The organism is Leclercia sp. AS011 (assembly GCF_037152535.1).
Classification (GTDB): domain Bacteria; phylum Pseudomonadota; class Gammaproteobacteria; order Enterobacterales; family Enterobacteriaceae; genus Enterobacter.
On the sequence record NZ_JBBCMA010000001.1, the window covers coordinates 2,380,367 to 2,400,354 of the forward strand.

At 58.0% G+C, this 19,988-nt stretch carries 20 protein-coding genes and 1 tRNA gene; 12 read left to right on the forward strand and 9 right to left on the reverse strand.

Going from position 1 to position 19,988, the window contains the following annotated elements; all coding sequences use genetic code 11:
- Window positions 1–86 precede the first annotated feature (86 nt).
- The 5 genes from WFO70_RS11305 to WFO70_RS11325 all read right to left on the reverse strand — a co-directional run bounded on the left by WFO70_RS11305 (window position 87) and on the right by WFO70_RS11325 (window position 6,128).
- Complete coding sequence (locus WFO70_RS11305) at window positions 87–2,273, reverse strand: TonB-dependent receptor (protein ID WP_337016187.1); 2,187 nt, start codon at window positions 2,271–2,273, stop codon at window positions 87–89.
- A gap of 64 nt (window positions 2,274–2,337) precedes the next feature.
- Window positions 2,338–3,411: a YncE family protein gene (locus WFO70_RS11310; protein ID WP_337016189.1), complete on the reverse strand. Its 1,074-nt coding sequence runs from the start codon at window positions 3,409–3,411 to the stop codon at window positions 2,338–2,340.
- Window positions 3,412–3,695: 284 nt separating this feature from the next.
- Window positions 3,696–4,517: a hypothetical protein gene (locus WFO70_RS11315; RefSeq protein ID WP_337016191.1), complete on the reverse strand. Its 822-nt coding sequence runs from the start codon at window positions 4,515–4,517 to the stop codon at window positions 3,696–3,698.
- 114 nt (window positions 4,518–4,631) lie between these two features.
- Window positions 4,632–5,933, reverse strand: coding sequence for a Fic family protein (locus WFO70_RS11320; protein ID WP_337016193.1), 1,302 nt, complete (start codon window positions 5,931–5,933; stop codon window positions 4,632–4,634).
- 118 nt (window positions 5,934–6,051) lie between these two features.
- Window positions 6,052–6,128, reverse strand: a tRNA-Arg gene (locus tag WFO70_RS11325).
- 222 nt (window positions 6,129–6,350) lie between these two features.
- On the opposite strand from WFO70_RS11325, the gene folD reads away from it, so the two are divergent.
- The 5 genes from folD to WFO70_RS11350 all read left to right on the forward strand — a co-directional run bounded on the left by folD (window position 6,351) and on the right by WFO70_RS11350 (window position 10,897).
- Window positions 6,351–7,217: a bifunctional methylenetetrahydrofolate dehydrogenase/methenyltetrahydrofolate cyclohydrolase FolD gene (folD, locus tag WFO70_RS11330; RefSeq protein ID WP_285128639.1), complete on the forward strand. Its 867-nt coding sequence runs from the start codon at window positions 6,351–6,353 to the stop codon at window positions 7,215–7,217.
- A gap of 1 nt (window position 7,218) precedes the next feature.
- Window positions 7,219–7,431, forward strand: coding sequence for a ribosome-associated protein YbcJ (gene ybcJ, locus WFO70_RS11335; protein ID WP_023334767.1), 213 nt, complete (start codon window positions 7,219–7,221; stop codon window positions 7,429–7,431).
- A gap of 281 nt (window positions 7,432–7,712) precedes the next feature.
- A complete protein-coding gene (locus WFO70_RS11340; RefSeq protein WP_337016198.1) occupies window positions 7,713–9,212 on the forward strand; it encodes a PTS transporter subunit EIIC in 1,500 nt (499 codons plus the stop codon).
- Between the two features lie 74 nt (window positions 9,213–9,286).
- Complete coding sequence (gene malI / locus WFO70_RS11345) at window positions 9,287–10,303, forward strand: Mal regulon transcriptional regulator MalI (protein ID WP_337016200.1); 1,017 nt, start codon at window positions 9,287–9,289, stop codon at window positions 10,301–10,303.
- Between the two features lie 72 nt (window positions 10,304–10,375).
- Window positions 10,376–10,897, forward strand: coding sequence for a metal-dependent hydrolase (locus WFO70_RS11350; RefSeq protein WP_337016202.1), 522 nt, complete (start codon window positions 10,376–10,378; stop codon window positions 10,895–10,897).
- An 81-nt stretch (window positions 10,898–10,978) separates the two neighbouring features.
- On the opposite strand, the gene cysS is transcribed toward WFO70_RS11350, so the two are convergent.
- Window positions 10,979–12,364, reverse strand: coding sequence for a cysteine--tRNA ligase (gene cysS, locus WFO70_RS11355; RefSeq protein ID WP_337016204.1), 1,386 nt, complete (start codon window positions 12,362–12,364; stop codon window positions 10,979–10,981).
- A 172-nt stretch (window positions 12,365–12,536) separates the two neighbouring features.
- Here cysS and ppiB point away from each other — a divergent pair, with 172 nt between their 5' ends.
- From ppiB to mnmH, 7 genes are all read left to right on the forward strand, one after another.
- Window positions 12,537–13,031, forward strand: coding sequence for a peptidylprolyl isomerase B (gene ppiB, locus WFO70_RS11360; protein WP_337016205.1), 495 nt, complete (start codon window positions 12,537–12,539; stop codon window positions 13,029–13,031).
- A 3-nt stretch (window positions 13,032–13,034) separates the two neighbouring features.
- On the forward strand, window positions 13,035–13,757 hold the full coding sequence (gene lpxH, locus WFO70_RS11365) for a UDP-2,3-diacylglucosamine diphosphatase (RefSeq protein ID WP_337016207.1): 723 nt from the start codon (window positions 13,035–13,037) through the stop codon (window positions 13,755–13,757).
- A gap of 142 nt (window positions 13,758–13,899) precedes the next feature.
- Window positions 13,900–14,109, forward strand: a complete 210-nt coding sequence (locus WFO70_RS11370; protein ID WP_039032584.1) for a YdgH/BhsA/McbA-like domain containing protein — start codon at window positions 13,900–13,902, stop codon at window positions 14,107–14,109.
- Between the two features lie 70 nt (window positions 14,110–14,179).
- On the forward strand, window positions 14,180–14,368 hold the full coding sequence (locus tag WFO70_RS11375) for a hypothetical protein (RefSeq protein WP_337016210.1): 189 nt from the start codon (window positions 14,180–14,182) through the stop codon (window positions 14,366–14,368).
- Between the two features lie 171 nt (window positions 14,369–14,539).
- On the forward strand, window positions 14,540–15,049 hold the full coding sequence (purE, locus tag WFO70_RS11380; RefSeq protein ID WP_337016212.1) for a 5-(carboxyamino)imidazole ribonucleotide mutase: 510 nt from the start codon (window positions 14,540–14,542) through the stop codon (window positions 15,047–15,049).
- Window positions 15,046–16,113: a 5-(carboxyamino)imidazole ribonucleotide synthase gene (purK, locus tag WFO70_RS11385; protein ID WP_337016214.1), complete on the forward strand. Its 1,068-nt coding sequence runs from the start codon at window positions 15,046–15,048 to the stop codon at window positions 16,111–16,113. The genes purE and purK overlap by 4 nt, the downstream gene beginning before the upstream one ends.
- Window positions 16,114–16,187: 74 nt before the next feature.
- Window positions 16,188–17,258 carry a tRNA 2-selenouridine(34) synthase MnmH gene (gene mnmH, locus WFO70_RS11390; RefSeq protein ID WP_337016216.1) on the forward strand — a complete coding sequence of 357 codons (1,071 nt, stop codon included), beginning with the start codon at window positions 16,188–16,190 and terminating at the stop codon, window positions 17,256–17,258.
- 3 nt (window positions 17,259–17,261) lie between these two features.
- Here the strand turns inward: mnmH and WFO70_RS11395 are convergent, their stop codons facing one another.
- Genes WFO70_RS11395 through WFO70_RS11405 form a run of 3 tightly spaced genes read right to left on the reverse strand, consistent with a single transcriptional unit; the run spans window position 17,262 to window position 19,823 of the window.
- On the reverse strand, window positions 17,262–17,921 hold the full coding sequence (locus tag WFO70_RS11395; protein WP_337016218.1) for a methionine ABC transporter permease: 660 nt from the start codon (window positions 17,919–17,921) through the stop codon (window positions 17,262–17,264).
- Complete coding sequence (sfbB, locus tag WFO70_RS11400) at window positions 17,914–18,930, reverse strand: virulence-associated ABC transporter ATP-binding protein SfbB (RefSeq protein ID WP_337016219.1); 1,017 nt, start codon at window positions 18,928–18,930, stop codon at window positions 17,914–17,916. The genes WFO70_RS11395 and sfbB overlap by 8 nt, the downstream gene beginning before the upstream one ends.
- Window positions 18,931–18,989: 59 nt before the next feature.
- Window positions 18,990–19,823, reverse strand: coding sequence for a MetQ/NlpA family ABC transporter substrate-binding protein (locus WFO70_RS11405; protein ID WP_337016221.1), 834 nt, complete (start codon window positions 19,821–19,823; stop codon window positions 18,990–18,992).
- Window positions 19,824–19,988 lie beyond the last annotated feature (165 nt).

Sequence of the window (19,988 nt, forward strand, 5' to 3'; positions counted from 1 at the left end):
AGTGGGAACACTATAAGAACAATTGATTACATTTTTATAACAGTCAGAAGGAGGGGCATCCCTGCCCCGGATAACGAGGGTCGAACTCAGAACTCGTAGCCGACGGAAACCTTAAAGGTGCGCGGCTCGCCCTGGAACAGGTAGGTGCCGCCGTCGTCCACGCTTGACCAGTAGTTCTCGTCGGTGACGTTTTCGATCCCGGCGCGAACGGTCATCTGGTTCTGGTCATTGTTGACCGCGAAGCGGTAACGCATGCCCAGATCCAGGGTGGTGTAGCTGTCCAGCTTTTTGCTGTTCGCCAGATCCGCATACTGCGATCCGGAGTGGTTCACGCGGGCGGTGGCGGTCAGGCCGTCGATGGGCTTGATGTCATACTCCGCGCCCAGCACGCCGTAGAACGACGGAACGCCGATGGCGTCGTTGCCCTGGTTCACCCCATTGTTGGTTTTGGTCAGCTCCGCCTGCAGCCAGGTGGCGCTGGCGTTCAGACGCAGGCCCAGCATCGGCTCGCCAAAGACGTTCAGCTCCACGCCGCGGTTACGCTGCTCGGCATCCAGACCGTAGTGTTTGGTCTGGCTGTCGAGAATGGCGGACGGCATTTTGATCTCAAACAGCGCCAGCGAGCCGCCAATGCGACCGAAATCGGCCTTCACGCCCACCTCATTCTGCTTAGAGTGGACGATCCCGGTGCTCTGGCCGTAGTTGGTGGCGGTGTTGGGCGCGGTTTTACCCGGCTGCAGCGCCTCGGTGTGGTTGGCATACAGCGATACCGTCTCCCACGGCTTGTAGACCACGCCGTAGGTCGGCATCCAGCGGTCGCCATCGAAGCTGTCACCGGCGTTTTCCATGCCGGTCACTTTGTTATAGCCGCGGATCACCACTTTCTGATGACGCGCGCCGACGGTGAAGAGCAGTTTGTCATCCAGCACGCCGAGGGTGTCGCTCAGCAGCCAGCCCTGGGTGCGGGTGCGGCCGCTGGTCAGCGGATCGCTGTAGTTACCGCCTGCCCCATTGGAGTTGGTGCTTGGTGGCGCATCCACGCCGGTATTGTGGTAGATGTTGGTGACCGGGTTGTTCGCCGCCGCCGACATCTTCCAGGCGATTTTCTCGTTTTTGGTCATCGCCGAGTAGCCGACGTTGACCTTGTGGGTCACAAAGCCGGTAGCAAAGTTGCCGCGGATGCCCGCCATGCCACTCACGCTGTCGCTGATACGGTTGGTATCGAGGCGGGTTGCCGTCGCTTTGCCGCTCTTGTCCGCCAGCTTCGCGCCGCTGTACAGCCCCTCTTCATGGGCGTGCTGGGCCCCCAGACCGGTATAAGCGGTCCAGCTGTCGGTGATGTCGTACTCGCTGCGCCACATGCCGAATTCGTTTTCGATATTGCTGTAGGCCCATTTCTGCGAGTAGTTGCGATCGTTTTTCGGCGGCTCGGGCACGAAGTTCACCCCAGCCACGTTGACGCCGGTTTCCGAGCCGTGGAAGGTTTTCTTCTGATAGCCCAGGTCCAGGGCGCTGCGGAACGAGTCGCCCGCATAGTCCAGACCGGTGGAGAGCAGCGTGGTGCGGCGACGATCGTTCGCCACCGGCGCTTCGCCTTCACGGTGAACGACGTTAACGCGGGCACCAAACTGGTCGCTGTCGCCAAAGCGACGCCCGGCATCGAGGGTGGTGCCAATCTGCGAATCGGAGGTATAGTCGACCCCCACTTTCGCCTGCGGGGTTGCCCCGGCATGTTTCGGCTCGAGGTTGATCATCCCGCCGACGCCGGAGCTGGCCGCGCCGTTCATTAGCGAGTTAGCGCCTTTGAAGATCTCAATGCGATCCACCATCTGGGCATCCACCACCTGACGCGGCAGCACGCCGGAGAGGCCGCCGAAGGTCATGTCATCTCCGTCGAACTTCAGGCCGCGAATGCGGTAGCTCTCCGCGCTGTTGCCGTAGCCCTGCACGGACTGGACGCCCGCATCGTTCGCCACCACATCGGCAATGGTGCGCGCCTGCTGATCTTCCACCAGCTTTGAGGTGTAGCTGATGATGTTAAAGGGCACGTCCATGGCATTTTGCTGACCGAGCATCCCCATGCGCCCGCCGTTCGCCACCTGCCCGTCGAGGAAGGCCGGTACCAGCTGGTCGCCGCCGGGCTTGAAGTCGCTGGCGGCGGACTGGACCACAATGGTCTCTTCTTTTTTGCTGTCGGCGGCAAACGCCGTGTGTGAGGCGGCACTGATAGCGATCGCCAGCAGCGTTTTATTCATTTTTCTGGTGTGGTTCATGATTAATCCGTTCAAAGTTCGCGCAAAATGGCCCGTTACCGGGCCTTAATCGTTATGAGAAAGATTATTTCAAGGCGATACGCACCACGCTGTCCGGCCCGTTGGTGGAGTGGTCTTTGTTAAAGGCCTGCTTCACGGTGACGTACAGGGTTTGCCCATCCGCCGACAGCAGCAGGCTGTTCGGGTTCGGCGGCAGATCCCAGCGCTGCTTCACGGCATAGGTGGTGGCATCCAGGCTCAGCAGCTTGCCGCTTTCGCGCTGGGTGATGTACAGCTCGTTGCGCGCCGGGTTGAACTTCACCGCCAGCGAATCGCCCACGTCGAGCTGCTTGATGACTTCACCGGTACGGATATCCAGCACCAGAGTGGTTTTCGCTTTGGAGTTGTCGGTCACGAACAGGCGGCCAGTGGCTTTGTCTTCCGCCAGGTTGAGCAGCAGGGCCGGTTTGTCGCCGAGCGGCTTCCAGCGTTTTTCGATCTGGTTGCGCTTGGGATCGAGGATCAGGATCTCACCGCCGCCGTTGGCCACATAGATGCGCTGGGTCTGTTCAGACCACATCAGGCCAGTGACCCACTGTCCTGCGTTTTTGATGGTCTTTTTCAGCTTCAGCGTTTTGGCATCCACCACCCAGATCACCGCCGGATCGGCCACGCCGCCGATGTACAGCAGGTTGTTATGCAGCAGCACCTGGCGCGCGCCGTAGGGGTAGCCCTCTTTATTGCGCTCGGTAAACAGCAGGCGCTGTTTCACCTTGCCGTCGGCGGTGCTGATGGCGCTGATCCCGCCGTCCAGCGAGTTGGTGGCATAGAGGATCTGACCGTCTTCAGAGATGGCCAGTGCGAAGTTTTTCAGGTCGGTATGGCTACGCCCGAGAGTTTTCAGGGTCGTCGGATCGAGCTTGTACACCACCCCACCCTGCACATCCTTGAAGCCCTCCGAGCTGGCAACGTACAGCGCATCGCCCTTTGGATTGAGGACCATCTCGTACAGGCCGTCGGCGAGATCGCGTTTGACGACGTTGGTCTGCGCCGGGGCAGCAGGTTTCGGGGTTTCAGCGGTGGTCGCAGGGTGCTGAGCGGCGCAGCCACTGAGTGAGACAGCCACCAACAGCGTCAGGGCGGACAATTTTTTTGACATCAGGGACATCCTTTACCGTGCAAATCAAATTTGAGGAGGACGCCTGCGTCGCATAATGGTTGCGATTATGGTTAGGGTTTCAGGCCGTCAGGCCAGTGCAGCGTCCACCGATAACACTCAGTGTTCCGTGTGAGATCTGCACTCACTGTTAATGCAGGATAGTCCCTACGCGCCCGCAAACACTAAAGAGAATGAGAACTATACTCATTATCCATCTGTAATCAAGTGTAAACAGGGGCAACAAAGTAAAAAAACGATGAGAAAACAACCCAGAGGGGGCGAGACTATCCTTTGGTACTGCGCAACGGCGCCGGGAGCGGTGCCCCCACTACTGGCGTTGGGCTCTCCGACAGCGCCGCCATCCCCAGCGCCGAGGCTATCCCGCTCGCGATCGTCTCATCGCTAAAGGGTACCTTCCCGTTCTCCTGATGAATAATGGCCTTGCTCAGCGCGGTTAATATCGCGGGGGAAGCCACATCCAGCCGGGTGGTCGGTGAGACCCCCAGGGCCAGACTGACGTTCTGAATATAGGCGGTCGTATTGTTATTATCCTGCGGCGGTGCCCAGCGGGAGATAATTTTGCTGACGGTATCCAGCCCGCGCCGCTGGTAGGCAAGCAGGTTAACGCCCAGGGCGCGGATCCCGTGTTCCGGGGACGCAAAGGTGGCAAAACGCCCGTCGGTGCCATTCTGTCCCTGCCAGGTGAAGGCCCAGCTGGCCTCGAGGTTACCGGGATTGTTGTTGCGGATCCCGCGCAGGCCGCCCACCGGGGACCACGCAGGCCCGGTATGGCTGTTCCGGTACTGAGGTAAACGCTTCATCAGCGCGAGCTGATTTTCACTCCAGCCCTGCAGGCTGGCGTACTGCCCAAGCTGTTCAAAAGAGGCGGGCGTGACGGTAACCGATGCCTGGCGGCGGTCGGCGGATTGCGGTGCGCTCATCGCCGGCTGGGCGATAATCGGCTGCGAAGAATGGGTTAACTGCGAAAAAGAGGCGGGTACGCTGGTCTGCGTCATCCCGGCAGAGGACGTCTGGGCCGATAGCGTGGCCACTTGCTGCGGGCTGCTTATCTGCTGGTGTTCATAGTAATGCGCAATACCGGACATCATTCCCTCTTAATACTTACCCGACATCCATGCGGATGCTGCCAGCGCGTTCGCCGGTATTATACAGATGCGGGTCAGGGTAGCGAGCAGGATCAATGACGCGCCTGTCAGTAGCTAGCTGATGAGACTCCTCGCGACGCGGTACACCGTTTTCTGGTCGTTGACGCTGGCTTCCTCCACCAGCCCTTCTCGCACCAGCGCACGCAGATCTTTACGGGCCGTGTTATCCGACATACCCAGCGCATCGCTAACGTCAGCGGCGGTATATAACGTCGCAGGCGTGGCCAGCATAATATTTAACAGCGTCACCTGGCGGGAGGTCAGTCGCGATAATGCACGGGACTCAAATAAGATCCTGTCGATATTTGCCGCTCTGACAACCAGATCGTCAACATGCTGAAGCAGGTTGTCCAGGGCGCGGCGGATCACACCGGTTTGATACTCCAGAAAGTAGGTCAGATCCATACCGTCAGTTTCCGTGTACTGATAACTCTGGGCATAGTTAACCGGTGCGGCGTGTAACAGGCTGCTGATAGAAATGTATTTAAATGCCTCATACCCCGATTTCAGCATAAACCAGTAAAACAGCGCCCGGCTGGTGCGTCCGTTTCCATCCCGGAAAGGATGTTCATGGGCGATCATAAAATGCAGAGTACAGGCCTTTACCAGCGGATGAACGTACCCGGAGTTGCTGTTTACCCAGTCACATACCCATTGCAGGCGGGCAGTTAACTGTTCTGCCGCTGGCGGCTGGTGAACAACGTTCCCGTCGTAATCGGCAATCACAATATCGTTTGTCGTGCGAAATTCACCAGGCTGGTATTTGTCATCATTGATCCCTTCCATGCCAATGGCATGAAAATGGCGAATGAGGTCTGTTGTCAGAGATTCATTCAGCATCTGCGGAATTTCTGCCATCAGCCGTGCGTTACCCACGATCATATGTTCGTCTTCAGTACGCGGTGCCCGACCCGATTCCAGCATGCTTCTCGCTACCAGCGTAGTGGTATTTGCGCCTTCCAGTTGTGAGCTGGTGATCGGCTCATCGAGCTGGAGCTGAATCAGCGCTGCGCCTGCGCCACGCAGCCTGGCGATAAGGTCGTTGAGCGCCAGACGTGTGGCCTCTTTATCGACCCGTTCACAGGTAGCGGAAATAGCGGGTGTATGAATAAATCCTGCCTGTTCCCCTGCTGCGTTCCAGTAATCGATCCGCTGCAGGGCAGCATCACGGGTGCGGCGGGTCAGCGTCCAGGCAAGGGTTACGTTTTCATGTTGAGGTAAGCGGTGTCTGAACGTATCAAAAGGCAGATAGCGCCCTTTATCGTCCGTTATGCGCAAATAGCGTTGATAGGCGGCTATCTCTGCCCCCGAAAGGGATTCCAGTGGTATCAGTCTGGGAGGATGTTTAATCGCCACGGTGTCACTATCTCAAAATAACGCGAATTTGAGATAGTTTAACTGACTCGCGAGAAAAGGCCTACCGCAGAGCAAGATTCTCAGCTGGAAAGAGGAAACAAGGGGATGTGGGTTTGAATGGTACGCCCTAAAGGATTCGAACCTTTGACCTACGGCTTAGAAGGCCGTTGCTCTATCCAACTGAGCTAAGGGCGCACAGAGAAGAATATCTTCGCAGTGGTGAAGCGCGTGGAATTATACGGTCAATGACCGTTGAGTCAATGCATTTTAGTACAATCCTCTTGCAGTTCATACCGATGGCTGACAACCGACCTGCTTAACAGGAAAATCCGCAAAGTGTGACTGACAGCAGCGCGCGCTTCTGACAAAATATGCGCATCCCCCCTTTCACTCCTTACAGATGGAATCTTCTCTCTGATGGCAGCAAAGATTATTGACGGTAAAACGATTGCGCAGCAGGTGCGCTCTGAGGTTGCGGAAAAAGTGGCAGCACGTCGGGCCGCTGGAAAACGCGCTCCCGGGCTGGCTGTTGTACTGGTCGGCAGTAACCCGGCTTCACAAATTTATGTCGGCAGCAAACGCAAAGCGTGCGAAGAGGTGGGCTTTCTCTCCCGCTCTTACGATCTGCCGGAAACCACCTCCGAAGCAGAGCTGCTTGAGCTGATTGATACCCTGAACGCCGATAAAGAGATCGACGGCATTCTGGTCCAGCTGCCGCTGCCTGCGGGCATCGACAACGTGAAAGTGCTGGAACGTATTGCGCCAGACAAAGACGTGGACGGCTTCCACCCGTATAACGTTGGCCGTCTGTGCCAGCGTGCGCCGCGTCTGCGTCCATGTACGCCGCGCGGTATCGTCACCCTGCTGGAGCGCTATAACATTGATACCTACGGCCTGAACGCCGTGGTGATTGGCGCGTCCAATATCGTTGGCCGTCCGATGAGCATGGAGCTGCTGCTGGCTGGCTGCACCACCACCGTCACCCACCGCTTTACCAAAAACCTGCGTCAGCACGTCGAAAATGCCGACCTGCTGATCGTGGCCGTAGGTAAACCGGGCTTTATTCCGGGCGAATGGATCAAGGAAGGCGCGATTGTCGTGGACGTGGGGATTAACCGTCTGGAGAGCGGCAAAGTAGTGGGCGACGTGGTTTATGAAGATGCTGCCGCCCGCGCCTCTTACATCACCCCGGTTCCGGGTGGCGTAGGGCCGATGACCGTAGCAACATTAATTCAGAATACCTTGCAGGCGTGCGAGGAGTATCACGACGTAGAGGAAGCGTAAGATGGCCACTTTTTCATTAGGTAAACACCCGCACGTCGAGCTGTGCGATCTGCTGAAGCTCGAAGGCTGGAGCGAGAGCGGCGCGCAGGCCAAGATCGTCATTGCTGACGGACTGGTCAAAGTGGATGGCGTGGTAGAGACCCGCAAGCGTTGCAAGATTGTCGCCGGTCAGACCGTCAGTTTTGAAGGTCAGAGCGTAACAGTTACCGCCTGAGCTGGCTGATGCCCGGTGGCGCTTCGCTTACCGGGCCCAGGTACTGGCTCCGTTTGTAGGCCGGGTAAGGCGCAGCCGCCACCCGGCTTTTTTCTGCAACATTCCCCCACACCCATCACGGCTAATTATCGATCAACTTCAAATAATCACTATTTCATCTGTTGAAAAGTGAAAATCTGGTTGCGCGAATTTCAGGCTTTCATCACGATAAGTAGAACGTTCTACTAAAACGTTCTACTCACTATAACAGCGCTCACAGAGTGCACTCGGGGGAAATCAGAATGGGTCTGATATCAGGTTTTGTTAAATCGCTGTCGAAATTATCGATGATTGGTCGCGCCTTAATGCTGCCAATCTCACTGCTTCCCGCTGCGGGCCTGCTGTTGGCCTTCGGGGATAAGTTCCACCTGCCGCTGATGATGAACGCGGGCGGGGTCATTTTTGATAACCTGCCGATGCTGTTCGCTATCGGCTCGGCCGTCGGCCTGGCATCCGAATCCGGGATCGCGGCGCTGTCGGCGGCGGTGGCGGTGTTTGTCACCAACATCACCATCGGCACCGTGCTCGGCATTACGCCGGAGATGGCCTCCCAGGGCGGGAAGTACGCCATGGTGGTGGGCATTCCGACATTGCAGATGGGCGTCTTTGGCGGCCTGCTGTGCGGTATTATCGCCGCCTGGTGTTATAACCGCTTCCACACCATGCAGCTGCCGGAATTCCTCGGCTTCTTCTCCGGGAAGCGTTTTGTCGCCATTGCTACAGCGTTCCTGTCCTTCGTGATGGGCCTGCTGCTGCCTTATATCTGGCAACATATCCAGGCCGGTATCGACGCCCTGTCGATAGTGGTCAACGGCGATAACCAGGCGGCATCGACCTTTATCTTTGGTCTGGTGGAACGCGCCCTGATCCCGCTGGGTCTGCACCACATCTGGTATCCGTCGTTCTGGTACTCCTTCGGGGATTACACCACCCAGGCGGGCCAGGTGATCCATGGCGACCAGACCATCTGGTTCAAGATGCTGGAAGAAGGCACCAAATCCTTCAGCAGCGATACCTACCAGAACGCCGGTAAGTTCATGCAGGGCGAATTCCCGCTGATGCTGTTCGCGCTGCCGGCGGCCTGTCTGGCGATGTATCACGAAGCCCACACCAAAAACAAAAAGATCGCCGCCGGTATTCTGTTCTCTGCGGCCCTGACCTGCTTCCTGACGGGGATCACCGAGCCGGTAGAGTTCACCTTTATCTTCGTGGCACCGATCCTCTACGTCTTTAACGCCATCATGGCGGGCCTGGCGTACATGACCATGTATCTGATGCATGCGCATATCGCCAAATCCTTCTCTGCGGGCTTTATCGACTACCTGTCGTTCGGGATCCTGCCGTCGTTTAACGGCTACCAGACCAACTTCCTCAACGCCATTATCATCGGTATTCCGATGGCGCTGATCTACTACTTCACCTTCCGCTTCGTGATCCGTCGTTTCGACGTGAAAACGCCGGGCCGCACCGAAGTGACCGCCAATGCGGATGACAAAACCGATACCGAAATCGCCACCGAAATCATCAGCCTGCTGGGCGGCGCGCAGAACATCGACTCCGTCGGCTCCTGCATCACCCGTCTGCGTCTGGAAGTGGCCAAGAGCGATATGGTGGATAAAGACGGTCTGAACGGCCTCGGCGCACGCGGCGTAGTCTTCGTCGGTGACTCCGGCATTCAGGTTATCTTCGGCGCCCGGGCGCAGTTTATCGCCCAGACGATGTCCACTATGATCGGTAAATAATAAGCTGCCTGTCCGACACGTCTCCTGTACTCTTACGGGAGACGTGGTTTTATCAGGCATTTCAGGGAGAAGATGTGAAGAAGGTCAGCATCATTGATGTCGCCAGAGAGGCAGGGGTCTCCGTCTCCACCGTCTCGCTGGTTCTGCGTCAGAAAGGAAAGATCTCCGAGGCGACGATCGACAAAGTTAACGCCGCCATCACCGCCCTGGGTTACGTGCATAACGTGGCCGCCGCCAACCTTCGCGCCAACACCTCCAATCTGATCGGCCTGATCCTGCGTGATTTCAGCGACAGCTTTTCCATCAAGGTGATGGCGAGCATCGTCCAGGAGCTGGAGAAGCAGGGTTATATGGTGTTTCTCGGCCAGCCGCTGAACGACGGTGAGCACCTCGAGCGCTGCCTGCTCTCCTTCAAACAGCAGGGCGTCGCCGGGGTGATCTACCTGGCTTCCAGTACCCGCCGTGCAACCCTCCCGGCGCTGATCCGTGAATGTCCGCTGCCGCTGGTGGCGGTATCGCAGTCGCTGCTGGATGAGAGCTGCAATCTGGTGATGCGCGATAACCGCCAGGCGGCGCATCTGGCGACCCGCTATCTGATTGAGCGCGGACACCGCAATATCGCCTATATCGGCGGCATGGAAGGCGATCTGATCCGCGAGCAGCGCCTGCTCGGTTTTCGCAGCGCGATGACGCAAAACGGGCTGGTGTTCCGGGAGGAATCCGCCCCGGCCTGCAGCGACGACACCCAGGCGGTGAGCTTCGCCACCCGGCAGCTGCTGGAGAAGAACAACACCATTACCGCCCTGCTCTGCCACTCCCCGGATGCGATGCTTGGCTCCATCTCCGGCATTCATCATGTCGGGCGCACGGTAGGAAAAGACGTATTTCTCACCCAGCAGGTAGCGCTGGTGGGGTTTGAGGATATGCTGCACGTTAACCTCACCTCCCCCTCCTTTACCTATGTCTCCTCCGCCAGCGAAGAGACGGGGCGGCAGGCGGCGGGGCTGATGATTCGCAAGCTGAAAGAGCCTGAGCTGCAAACCCAGCGCATTACCCTGTCGGGGCAGCTGATCGCCCGGGAATCGGCATAATTCAGATTTGCGCCCGGCACGGGGTTCAGCCGCGCTCTGCTATATTTCCATGATTTGCCATGGATCCTTATTATGCCAACCATCATTACCCACGCCGCGGTGCCGATTTGCCTGGGCTTAGGGCTGGGCACCCGGGTTATTCCCCCTCGCCTGCTGTTCGCCGGAGTTGTCCTCGCCATGCTGCCGGATGCCGACGTGCTGGCCTTTAAGTTTGGCGTCGCCTACGGCAATATTTTCGGCCATCGCGGTTTTACCCACTCCCTCATGTTTGCCTTTGTGGTGCCATTACTCTGCGTGTTAATCGGACGACGATGGTTCAGGGCCGGGCTGGTGCGCTGCTGGCTGTTTTTAACGGTGTCGCTGCTGTCCCATAGCCTGCTGGATTCGGTGACGACGGGCGGAAAAGGGGTCGGCTGGCTGTGGCCGTGGTCGGATGAACGCTTCTTTGCGCCGTGGCAGGTGATCAAGGTCGCGCCCTTTGCGCTGTCGCGCTACATGACGCCCTACGGGCACCAGGTCATTCTCTCTGAGCTGATGTGGGTGTGGCTGCCGGGGGTGATTGTGATAGGGATGTTATGGTGGCGACGGCGGTAAAAAAGCCGGGTGGCGGCTGCGCCTTACCCGGCCTACAAAACCGTAGGCCCGGCAAGCGAAGCGCCGCCGGGTGTTACGGACTTACTTACGGCGCCAGGTGGTCCCCTGCGGGCCATCTTCCAGAATGATCCCCATCTCGGTCAGACGGTTACGCGCGGCGTCGGCTGCGGCCCAGTCTTTCGCCTGACGGGCTTCCAGGCGGGCTTTGATCAAGGCTTCAATCTCCGCCACTTCGCCGTCGTCCGACTGAGCACCGCTCTGCAGGAACACTTCCGGTGCCTGCTCCAGCAGACCCAGCACGCCAGCCAGCTTGCGCATATGGGAGGCCAGCGCGTTAGCGGCTTCCATATCTTCCCCTTTCAGGCGGTTCACTTCACGGGCCATGTCAAACAGCGCCGAGTAGGCTTCCGGGGTGTTGAAGTCGTCGTTCATCGCTTCGATAAAGCGGGCTTCAAACGCCTCACCACCAGCCGCGGCGACTGAGGTGTCGGTCCCGCGCAGGGCGGTATAGAGACGCTCCAGCGCGGAACGCGCCTGCTTGAGGTTCTCTTCGCTGTAGTTCAGCTGGCTGCGATAGTGGCCGGACATCAGGAAGTAGCGGATGGTTTCGGCATCGTAATACTTCAGCACGTCGCGCACGGTGAAGAAGTTGCCCAGCGATTTCGACATTTTCTCGCGGTCAATCATCACCATCCCGGAGTGCATCCAGTAGTTCACATACTCGCCGTCGTGGGCGCAGGTGGACTGGGCGATTTCGTTTTCATGGTGCGGGAACATCAGATCGGAACCGCCGCCGTGAATATCGAAGTGGTTACCCAGCTGCTTGCAGTTCATTGCCGAACATTCGATATGCCAGCCCGGGCGGCCCGCACCCCACGGTGATGGCCAGCTCGGCTCGCCCTCTTTGGACATCTTCCACAGCACGAAGTCCATCGGGTTACGCTTCACGTCAACCACGTCAACGCGGGCCCCGGCCTGGAGCTGATCCAGATCCTGACGGGAGAGCTGACCATAATGTGGATCGGTCGGCACGTCGAACATCACGTCGCCGTTGTCCGCCACGTAGGCGTGACCTTTGGCAATCAGCTGTTCGGTGATCTCAATGATCTCAGGGATATGGTGCGTGGCACGCGGCTCGAGGTCCGGGCGCAGGATATTCAGCGCATCAAAATCCTTGTGCATTTCGGCGATCATGCGATCGACTAACGCGACGAAGTTTTCGCCGTTCTCGTTAGCGCGCTTGATAATTTTGTCGTCGATATCGGTGATATTGCGTACATACTTAAGGTTATACCCGAGGAAACGCAGGTAGCGTGACACCACGTCGAAGGCGACAAAGGTACGGCCATGGCCGATATGACAGAGATCGTAAACGGTAATACCACACACGTACATGCCGACTTCCCCGGCATGAATAGGTTTGAATTCCTCTTTTTGGCGCGTCAGTGTGTTGAAGATTTTTAACATCGAAGATTCCATGTGAGACGTGTGTGGACGAAAACGGCGTATTCTACCTGTAATTCAAACCTGAAGCAGCACACAATGCAAGGTGATCGCGCCGTGAGGTTATGCTATAACAAGCGCTTATTGTGGCCCCCCACGGGGTCGAAGCACCACTATAACGGAACAGGATGCAAAAATGGTTACTTTCCACACTAATCATGGCGATATCGTAATCAAAACCTTTGATGACAAAGCGCCTGAAACAGTTAAAAACTTCCTGGACTACTGCCGCGAAGGTTTCTACAACAACACCATTTTCCACCGTGTGATCAACGGCTTTATGATCCAGGGCGGCGGTTTTGAACCTGGTATGAACCAGAAAGAGACCAAAGAAGCGATCAAAAACGAAGCGAACAACGGTCTGAAAAACACCCGCGGTACCCTGGCAATGGCCCGTACTCAGGCACCGCACTCTGCCACCGCGCAGTTCTTCATCAACGTGGCTGACAACGACTTCCTGAACTTCTCCGGCGAAAGCCTGCAGGGTTGGGGCTACTGCGTGTTCGCAGAAGTGGTTGAAGGTATGGACGTCGTTGACAAGATCAAAGCCGTTTCTACCGGTCGCAGCGGTATGCACCAGGACGTTCCAAAAGAAGACGTCATCATCACAAGCGTGACCGTCAGCGAATAATTGGTGGCGACACTCTTTATTGCAGATCTGCATCTGCAAACAGAAGAACCGGCGATCACCGCCGGTTTTCTGCGTTTTTTACAGGGTGAAGCCCGACACGCCGATGCGCTTTACATCCTGGGGGATCTGTTTGAAGCCTGGATTGGCGACGACGACCCGAACCCGCTGCACCGCGAGATAGCGAGTGCGCTTAAAACGCTGGTTGATTCCGGCGTCCCCTGCTTCTTTATCCACGGCAACCGCGACTTTCTGCTCGGCAAACGCTACGCCCGCGCGTGCGGCATGACCCTGCTGGCGGAAGAGACCGTTCTCGACCTGTACGGTCGCCGCGTACTGATTATGCATGGCGACACGCTCTGCACTGACGATACCGGCTATCTGGCGTTTCGCGCCAAAGTGCATACCCCCTGGATCCAGACCCTGTTTCTCGCCCTGCCGCTGTTTATCCGCAGCCGCATTGCGGCGAAGATGCGCGCCGGCAGTAAAGCCGCCAACAGCAGCAAATCGATGACCATCATGGACGTCAACCCGCAGGCGGTCGTCAGCGTGATGGAAAACCATCAGGTGCAGTGGCTGATGCACGGCCATACCCACCGCCCGGACGTGCATGACCTGACCGTCAACGGCGAACCCGCTCACCGCGTGGTGTTGGGAGCCTGGCATACCGAAGGCTCCATGGTAAAAGTCACGCCCGATGGCGTGGAGCTGATCGCTTTCCCGTTCTGAAATCCCGCCTGAAATTCATTCAATTTTTTTGAATGCTACGCGCAAATTGTTTTGATTTTAATCACACTCTGGTCGGCCTATGATTACTCACATCAGGGCAACAACGCCCTATCCCAAACAAAATCGCTTAAGGAATACGACCATGAAATCCATCAAAACTTTCGTTGCAGTTGCCGCTCTTTCTCTGATCTCTTTCGGTTCTTTTGCGCAGAGCGTTAGCGCTACCGCCTCTACCCTGGACCGTGCCGAAGCCAAAATTGCCGCTCAGGCCGCGAAAGAAGGCGCAGCGTACAAAATCACCAGCGCTCAGTTCGACAACCGCGTGCACATGACCGCTGAACTGACTAAATAATTTTACTGATTGCCGTGCCGCCAGATAACAGACCCGCGACAGCGACAATACGATGAAGAAGGAAAAGAGAATGAAAAATATCAGCATCGTCAGCGCCCTGCTGCTGGCCGCAACACTCTCCTCTGGCGCAATGGCAGCAGCACATCACGTCTCCACCCCGGAGGCGGGCTCGAATATCGACACGGCGCTGCATCAGAACCATATTGATGTGAACCATGCCTTCGACAAAGAGAACCTGACCGCAGGCAATCTCCTGTAGCAAGGGATAAGCATCCTGTGAAAGACCGCCGAAAGGCGGTTTTTTTGTTGCCGCTCCAGACCGACGTTGGCAGAAGTTTTAGCCGCGCAACCGTTTTCCTTGCCTGTAGATCGTGCTATTCTCTGTCACCTCAAAAGCCGAGAGTTGTGCACCACAGGAGTTTTAAGACGCATGTCTTCCAGCAATAATCCGGCGCGTGTCGCCATCGTGATGGGGTCCAAAAGCGACTGGGCTACCATGCAGTTCGCCGCCGAAATCTTTGACATCCTGAACGTTCCTCACCACGTTGAAGTGGTCTCCGCACACCGCACCCCCGATAAACTGTTCAGCTTCGCCGAAGGCGCGGAAGAGAACGGCTATCAGGTGATTATTGCCGGTGCCGGCGGGGCCGCACATCTGCCCGGCATGATTGCCGCCAAAACCCTGGTGCCGGTGCTCGGCGTCCCGGTTCAAAGCGCAGCCCTGAGCGGCGTCGACAGCCTCTACTCCATCGTGCAGATGCCGCGCGGCATTCCGGTGGGGACGCTGGCGATTGGTAAAGCGGGTGCCGCTAACGCCGCCCTGCTGGCCGCGCAGATCCTCGCAACCCACGATAAAGAGCTGCACCAGCGCCTGGTCGCGTGGCGTAACGCCCAGACCGACGAGGTACTGGAGAACCCGGACCCGCGAGGTGCGGCATGAAACAGGTTTGCGTCCTCGGTAACGGTCAGTTAGGCCGCATGCTGCGTCAGGCGGGTGAACCGCTGGGGATCGCCGTCTGGCCGGTCGGGCTGGACGATGAACCGGAAGCCGTACCCTTCCAGCAGAGCGTCATTACCGCAGAGATTGAACGCTGGCCGGAAACCGCCCTGACCCGCGAGCTGGCGCGTCATAACGCCTTCGTTAACCGCGACGTCTTCCCGATCATTGCCGACCGTCTGACGCAGAAGCAGCTGTTCGACGATCTGCACCTCGCCACCGCGCCGTGGCAGCTGCTGACCGAGAAAGGCCAGTGGTCCGGCGTGTTTGCTACCCTGGGCGAGCTGGCGATCGTCAAACGCCGCGTGGGCGGCTACGACGGCCGCGGCCAGTGGCGTCTGCGCGCCGGTGAAACCGATCAGCTGCCGGATGAGTGCTACGGCGAGTGCATCGTTGAGCAGGGCATTAACTTCAGCGGCGAAGTGTCGCTGGTGGGTGCCCGCGCCCACGACGGCAGCACCGTCTTCTATCCCCTGACCCACAACCTGCATCAGGACGGCATTCTGCGCACCAGCGTGGTCTTCCCGCAGGCCAATGCAGCTCAGCAGGCGCAGGCTGAAAGCATGCTCTCCGCCATTATGCAGGAGCTGGGCTACGTCGGCGTAATGGCGATGGAGTGCTTCATCACCCCGGATGGCCTGCTGATCAACGAGCTGGCCCCGCGCGTGCACAACAGCGGCCACTGGACGCAAAACGGTGCCTCCATCAGCCAGTTTGAGCTGCACCTGCGCGCCATTACCGGCCTGCCGCTGCCGCCACCGGTGGTCAACAGCCCGTCGGTGATGATCAACCTGATCGGCACCGATCTGAACTACGACTGGCTGAAACTGCCCCTGGTGCATCTGCACTGGTACGACAAAGAGGTTCGTCCGGGGCGCAAGGTCGGCCACCTGAACCTGAACGACAGCGATATCCCCCGCCTGAGCGCCACGCTCGAAGCCATTATGCCCCTGCTGCCGCCAGAGTATGCCAGCGGCATCGCCTGGGCGCAGGCAACACTGAGCTAAGTCATACCGCCGGGGAGTTGATCTTCCCCTTCCCCGGCGTAAAATCCTGCCCATCGCTGTTTTGAGGGATCCTTATGAACGATGGGACGGACTACCGCGCCATACTTGCTGCCGACACGCCGATAATCGACGTGCGCGCCCCGGTTGAATTTGCCCAGGGTGCCATGCCTGCGGCAGTTAACCTGCCACTAATGAATGACGACGAACGCGCCGCCGTGGGCACCTGCTATAAACGCCAGGGGCCGGAGGCAGCGCTTGCGCTCGGCCACCGTCTGGTGAGTGGCGAAACCCGCGACCAGCGCCTCGAGGCCTGGCGCGCCGCCTGCCTTGCGCAACCCCAGGGTTATCTCTGCTGCGCCCGGGGCGGGCAGCGCTCGCATATCGCGCAGGCCTGGTTGAAAGAGGCAGGCGTAAATTATCCGCTGATCCGCGGCGGCTATAAGGCGCTGCGCCAGGCGGCGATGCAGGCCACCGTTGAACAGGTGCAAAAGCCGACCGTGCTGATTGGCGGATGTACCGGTAGCGGCAAAACGCTGCTGGTGAAGGCGCGTCCTGACGGGATCGATCTTGAAGGGCTGGCGCACCATCGCGGCTCGTCGTTTGGCCGCACGCTGACGCCGCAGCTTTCGCAGGCCAGCTTTGAAAATCATCTCGCGGTGGAGCTGCTGAAAAAGGACGCCGCGCGCTGGGTGCTGGAAGACGAAGGAAGGATGATTGGCTCTAACCATCTGCCGGAGTGCCTGCGGGATCGCATGGTGCAATCGCCGATTGCGGTGGTGGAAGATCCCTTTGACGTGCGCCTTGAGCGCTTGCGGGAAGAGTATTTCGAGCAGATGTGGCAGGCCTTTCGCGCCGCGCGCGGGGAAGAGGCAGGCTGGCTGGAGTACGGCGAGTACCTGCACCACGGCCTGTTTGCCATCCGCCGTCGGCTGGGGTTGCAGCGTTTTGCGGAGTTTACTGCTCTGCTGGATAGCGCCCTCGTTGAACAACAGCGCACCGGCCGCACCGAGGCCCACTTTAGCTGGCTTGCGCCGTTGCTCAATGACTATTACGACCCGATGTACAACTATCAGCTGGAGAAAAAGGCGGACAAGATTGTTTATCGGGGCGTATTTAACGACGTAGCCGCCTGGCTGGCGGCCTGAAGGTCAGCGGCGATCGCGCTTATCGGCGCGTTTCGCCAGCCAGTCACCGAGCACCTGGACAATTTGCACCAGCACTATCAGGGCAATCACTGTCACCACCATCACCTGGGTTTCGTAGCGGTAATAACCGTAGCGGATCGCCAGATCCCCGACGCCACCGCCACCGACAATCCCGGCCATAGCGGAGTAGCCGATCAGGCTGACCAGGGTGATAGTCAGACCGCGCAGCAGGCCGGCGCTCGCCTCCGGCAGCAGCACGGTGCAGATAATGCGCATCGGGCTGGCACCAAAGGCTTCGGCCGCTTCAATAATCCCTTTATCCACTTCGCGCAGGGCGCTATCCACCAGCCGGGCATAGAATGCGATGGCCGCCACCGAGAGCGGCACCGAGGCGGCAATGGGCCCAATGGTGTTGCCCAACAGGAACTGGGTTAACGGCAGCAGCAGCACCAGCAAAATCACAAAGGGCACCGAACGGATGATGTTCACCAGTACGGAGCTGAAGAGGTAGACAACACGGTTTTGCCAGAACAGATGGCGGTCGGTGACGAAAATCAGAAAGCCCAGCGGCAGACCGCCGAGGATCGCCAGCACCGTTGAGATAGCCAGCATCTGGAAAGTTTCATTAAACGCCAGACTGAGATCGAGCAGTAAATCATCCACGGATCACCTCCACCTGGGCAGTGCGTTGACGGATATGTTCCACGGCTAAGGCCACGGCAGGCAGATTGTCTGGTGCAGTAAGCTGCACCACCAGGATCCCCAGCGCGCGCTCGCCGATATACTCAATTTTGCCGTGCAGGATGTTCACTGCCACACCAAATTTCACCGCAACCTCTGACAGCACCGGCTGTTCGGCAGAGTCGCCGATAAACAGGATCTTCAGCAGTTGTCCTGGCAGATGCTGGCGCAGACGCTCCGGCAGGGTCAGGTTCAGGGTGTGCGACACCAGCTGCTGCGTAAAGGCATGCTGCGGATGGGCAAAGATATCAAAGACCTCCCCCAGCTCCACCACTTCACCGCCAGACATCACCGCCACGCGATCGCAGATGGATTTAATGACGTTCATTTCGTGGGTGATCAGCACGATAGTGATCCCCATCTGCGCGTTGATCTGCTTTAACAGCGCCAGAATGGTGGCGGAGGTTTCCAGATCCAGCGCCGAGGTCGGTTCATCGCACAGCAAGACATCGGGATGGTTGGCAATGGCGCGGGCAATGCCAACCCGCTGTTTTTGCCCACCGCTGAGCTGCACCGGGTAGCGATTGGCTTTATCGCTCAACCCGACCAGAGCAAGGATTTCACTGACGCGCGGAGCAATTTTGCTGCGCTCCCAGCCGGCAGCCTTCAGGCTAAAGGCCACGTTCTGTGCCACGGTGCGGGTGTGCATTAAGTTGAAATGCTGAAAAATCATGCCAATACGCTGGCGGGCCTGCCGCAAGTTCACGCCCTCAAGGGCAGAAATTTCCACACCGTTGATGTTAACGCTCCCTGACGCCGGGCGCTGGAGCGCGTTCAGGGTGCGTAGCAGCGTGCTCTTGCCTGCACCGCTGGTGCCGACAATGCCGAATATTTCCCCGGCGGCGATACGCAGGCTGACGTCTGACACCGCCCGGGTGGCAGGGCCGCGCCCGGTCTGGAAATCGACGCAGACCTTATCTAACTCAATCATGACTACCTCAGAAATGCGAAAAGGGCAGCCGCTGCTGCCCTGGTGTATGCCCATTGCTATCAGGGTTTCGCGGCCGTCATCCAGTCTGGTTTCTGGAACGCGTTATAGACATTTTTCGGATCGTCGATGACCGCGCGATAGGCCGGGGACTGCACTACGGTGACGATATCTTTGGCAAAAGGCTTATCCGCATCTTCCGTGCGTACCGCAATAATATTTTTCAGGTTCTCGTCCAGTTGCTCCTGGGCAAGCGCGCTGGAGAGATCAAGCCCGGCAGCAATGGCAAAGTTACCGTTAACCAGCGAGGCGGTGACGCTGTCCAGGGTACGAGGCAGCTGGGCCGCTTCCAGCGGTTTAAACACCAGCCCCTTCGGATTACTGGCAATATCACGCTCAGAGGCTTTGGTTGGATCGATATTCTCTTTGATGGTAATCAGCTTGAGCGACGCGAGGAAACGCAGGCCACGCGCAAGGTTAGTTGGATCGTTGGAGAGGGTAACAATATCGCCTTGTTTCAGTTCATCCAGGCTCTTCACCTTGCGGGAGTAAAAACCCATCCCGGCAGTAGGTACGGTGAGTAATTTGCTGAGCTTCAGATTTTTATCGGCGGTGAACTTGGTGAAATAGAGCGTGTGCTGGAACAGGTTGGCATCAATGCTGCCGTTCGCCAGCGCCATATTAGGCTGCACGTAGTCGCTGAATTCGCGCACCACGACCTTGTAGCCTTTCTCTTGCAGCGACGGGGCAATGGCCTGTTTGACCATATCGCCATACGGACCCGGCGCAACGCCGAAGACGATAGTGTGTGGATCGCTGTTCGCGTGGGCAGCCTGCAAACCGCAGACCAGCAAAAGCGCGCCAGCGGCAGCGCGAAGCGTATGACGTAATCCCATGAGATCTCCATTTCAAAGCGGTGATGCGTGATGTGGATGCGCCGTACGATGCGACGCAGCTCCCGTTAACATGACACAGATCACAGGCCGCGTCCTTGAAATTATTTCATGATGTTGCGAATTATGTCGTTGAATGTACTACAGATGCTTATGCGATTTTTGGGA

What these genes read in the sequence shown, in the direction of transcription:
- purK (WP_337016214.1), top strand. Translation starts at nt 15,046, where the DNA reads ATGAAACAGGTTTGCGTCCTCGGTAACGGTCAGTTAGGCCGCATGCTG.
- WFO70_RS11315 (WP_337016191.1), bottom strand. Translation starts at nt 4,517, where the DNA reads ATGTCCGGTATTGCGCATTACTATGAACACCAGCAGATAAGCAGCCCG.
- folD (WP_285128639.1), top strand. Translation starts at nt 6,351, where the DNA reads ATGGCAGCAAAGATTATTGACGGTAAAACGATTGCGCAGCAGGTGCGC.
- WFO70_RS11370 (WP_039032584.1), top strand. Translation starts at nt 13,900, where the DNA reads ATGAAATCCATCAAAACTTTCGTTGCAGTTGCCGCTCTTTCTCTGATC.
- WFO70_RS11350 (WP_337016202.1), top strand. Translation starts at nt 10,376, where the DNA reads ATGCCAACCATCATTACCCACGCCGCGGTGCCGATTTGCCTGGGCTTA.
- ybcJ (WP_023334767.1), top strand. Translation starts at nt 7,219, where the DNA reads ATGGCCACTTTTTCATTAGGTAAACACCCGCACGTCGAGCTGTGCGAT.
- cysS (WP_337016204.1), bottom strand. Translation starts at nt 12,364, where the DNA reads ATGTTAAAAATCTTCAACACACTGACGCGCCAAAAAGAGGAATTCAAA.
- mnmH (WP_337016216.1), top strand. Translation starts at nt 16,188, where the DNA reads ATGAACGATGGGACGGACTACCGCGCCATACTTGCTGCCGACACGCCG.
- purE (WP_337016212.1), top strand. Translation starts at nt 14,540, where the DNA reads ATGTCTTCCAGCAATAATCCGGCGCGTGTCGCCATCGTGATGGGGTCC.
- WFO70_RS11340 (WP_337016198.1), top strand. Translation starts at nt 7,713, where the DNA reads ATGGGTCTGATATCAGGTTTTGTTAAATCGCTGTCGAAATTATCGATG.
- WFO70_RS11305 (WP_337016187.1), bottom strand. Translation starts at nt 2,273, where the DNA reads ATGAACCACACCAGAAAAATGAATAAAACGCTGCTGGCGATCGCTATC.
- WFO70_RS11405 (WP_337016221.1), bottom strand. Translation starts at nt 19,823, where the DNA reads ATGGGATTACGTCATACGCTTCGCGCTGCCGCTGGCGCGCTTTTGCTG.
- WFO70_RS11375 (WP_337016210.1), top strand. Translation starts at nt 14,180, where the DNA reads ATGAAAAATATCAGCATCGTCAGCGCCCTGCTGCTGGCCGCAACACTC.
- WFO70_RS11310 (WP_337016189.1), bottom strand. Translation starts at nt 3,411, where the DNA reads ATGTCAAAAAAATTGTCCGCCCTGACGCTGTTGGTGGCTGTCTCACTC.
- ppiB (WP_337016205.1), top strand. Translation starts at nt 12,537, where the DNA reads ATGGTTACTTTCCACACTAATCATGGCGATATCGTAATCAAAACCTTT.
- sfbB (WP_337016219.1), bottom strand. Translation starts at nt 18,930, where the DNA reads ATGATTGAGTTAGATAAGGTCTGCGTCGATTTCCAGACCGGGCGCGGC.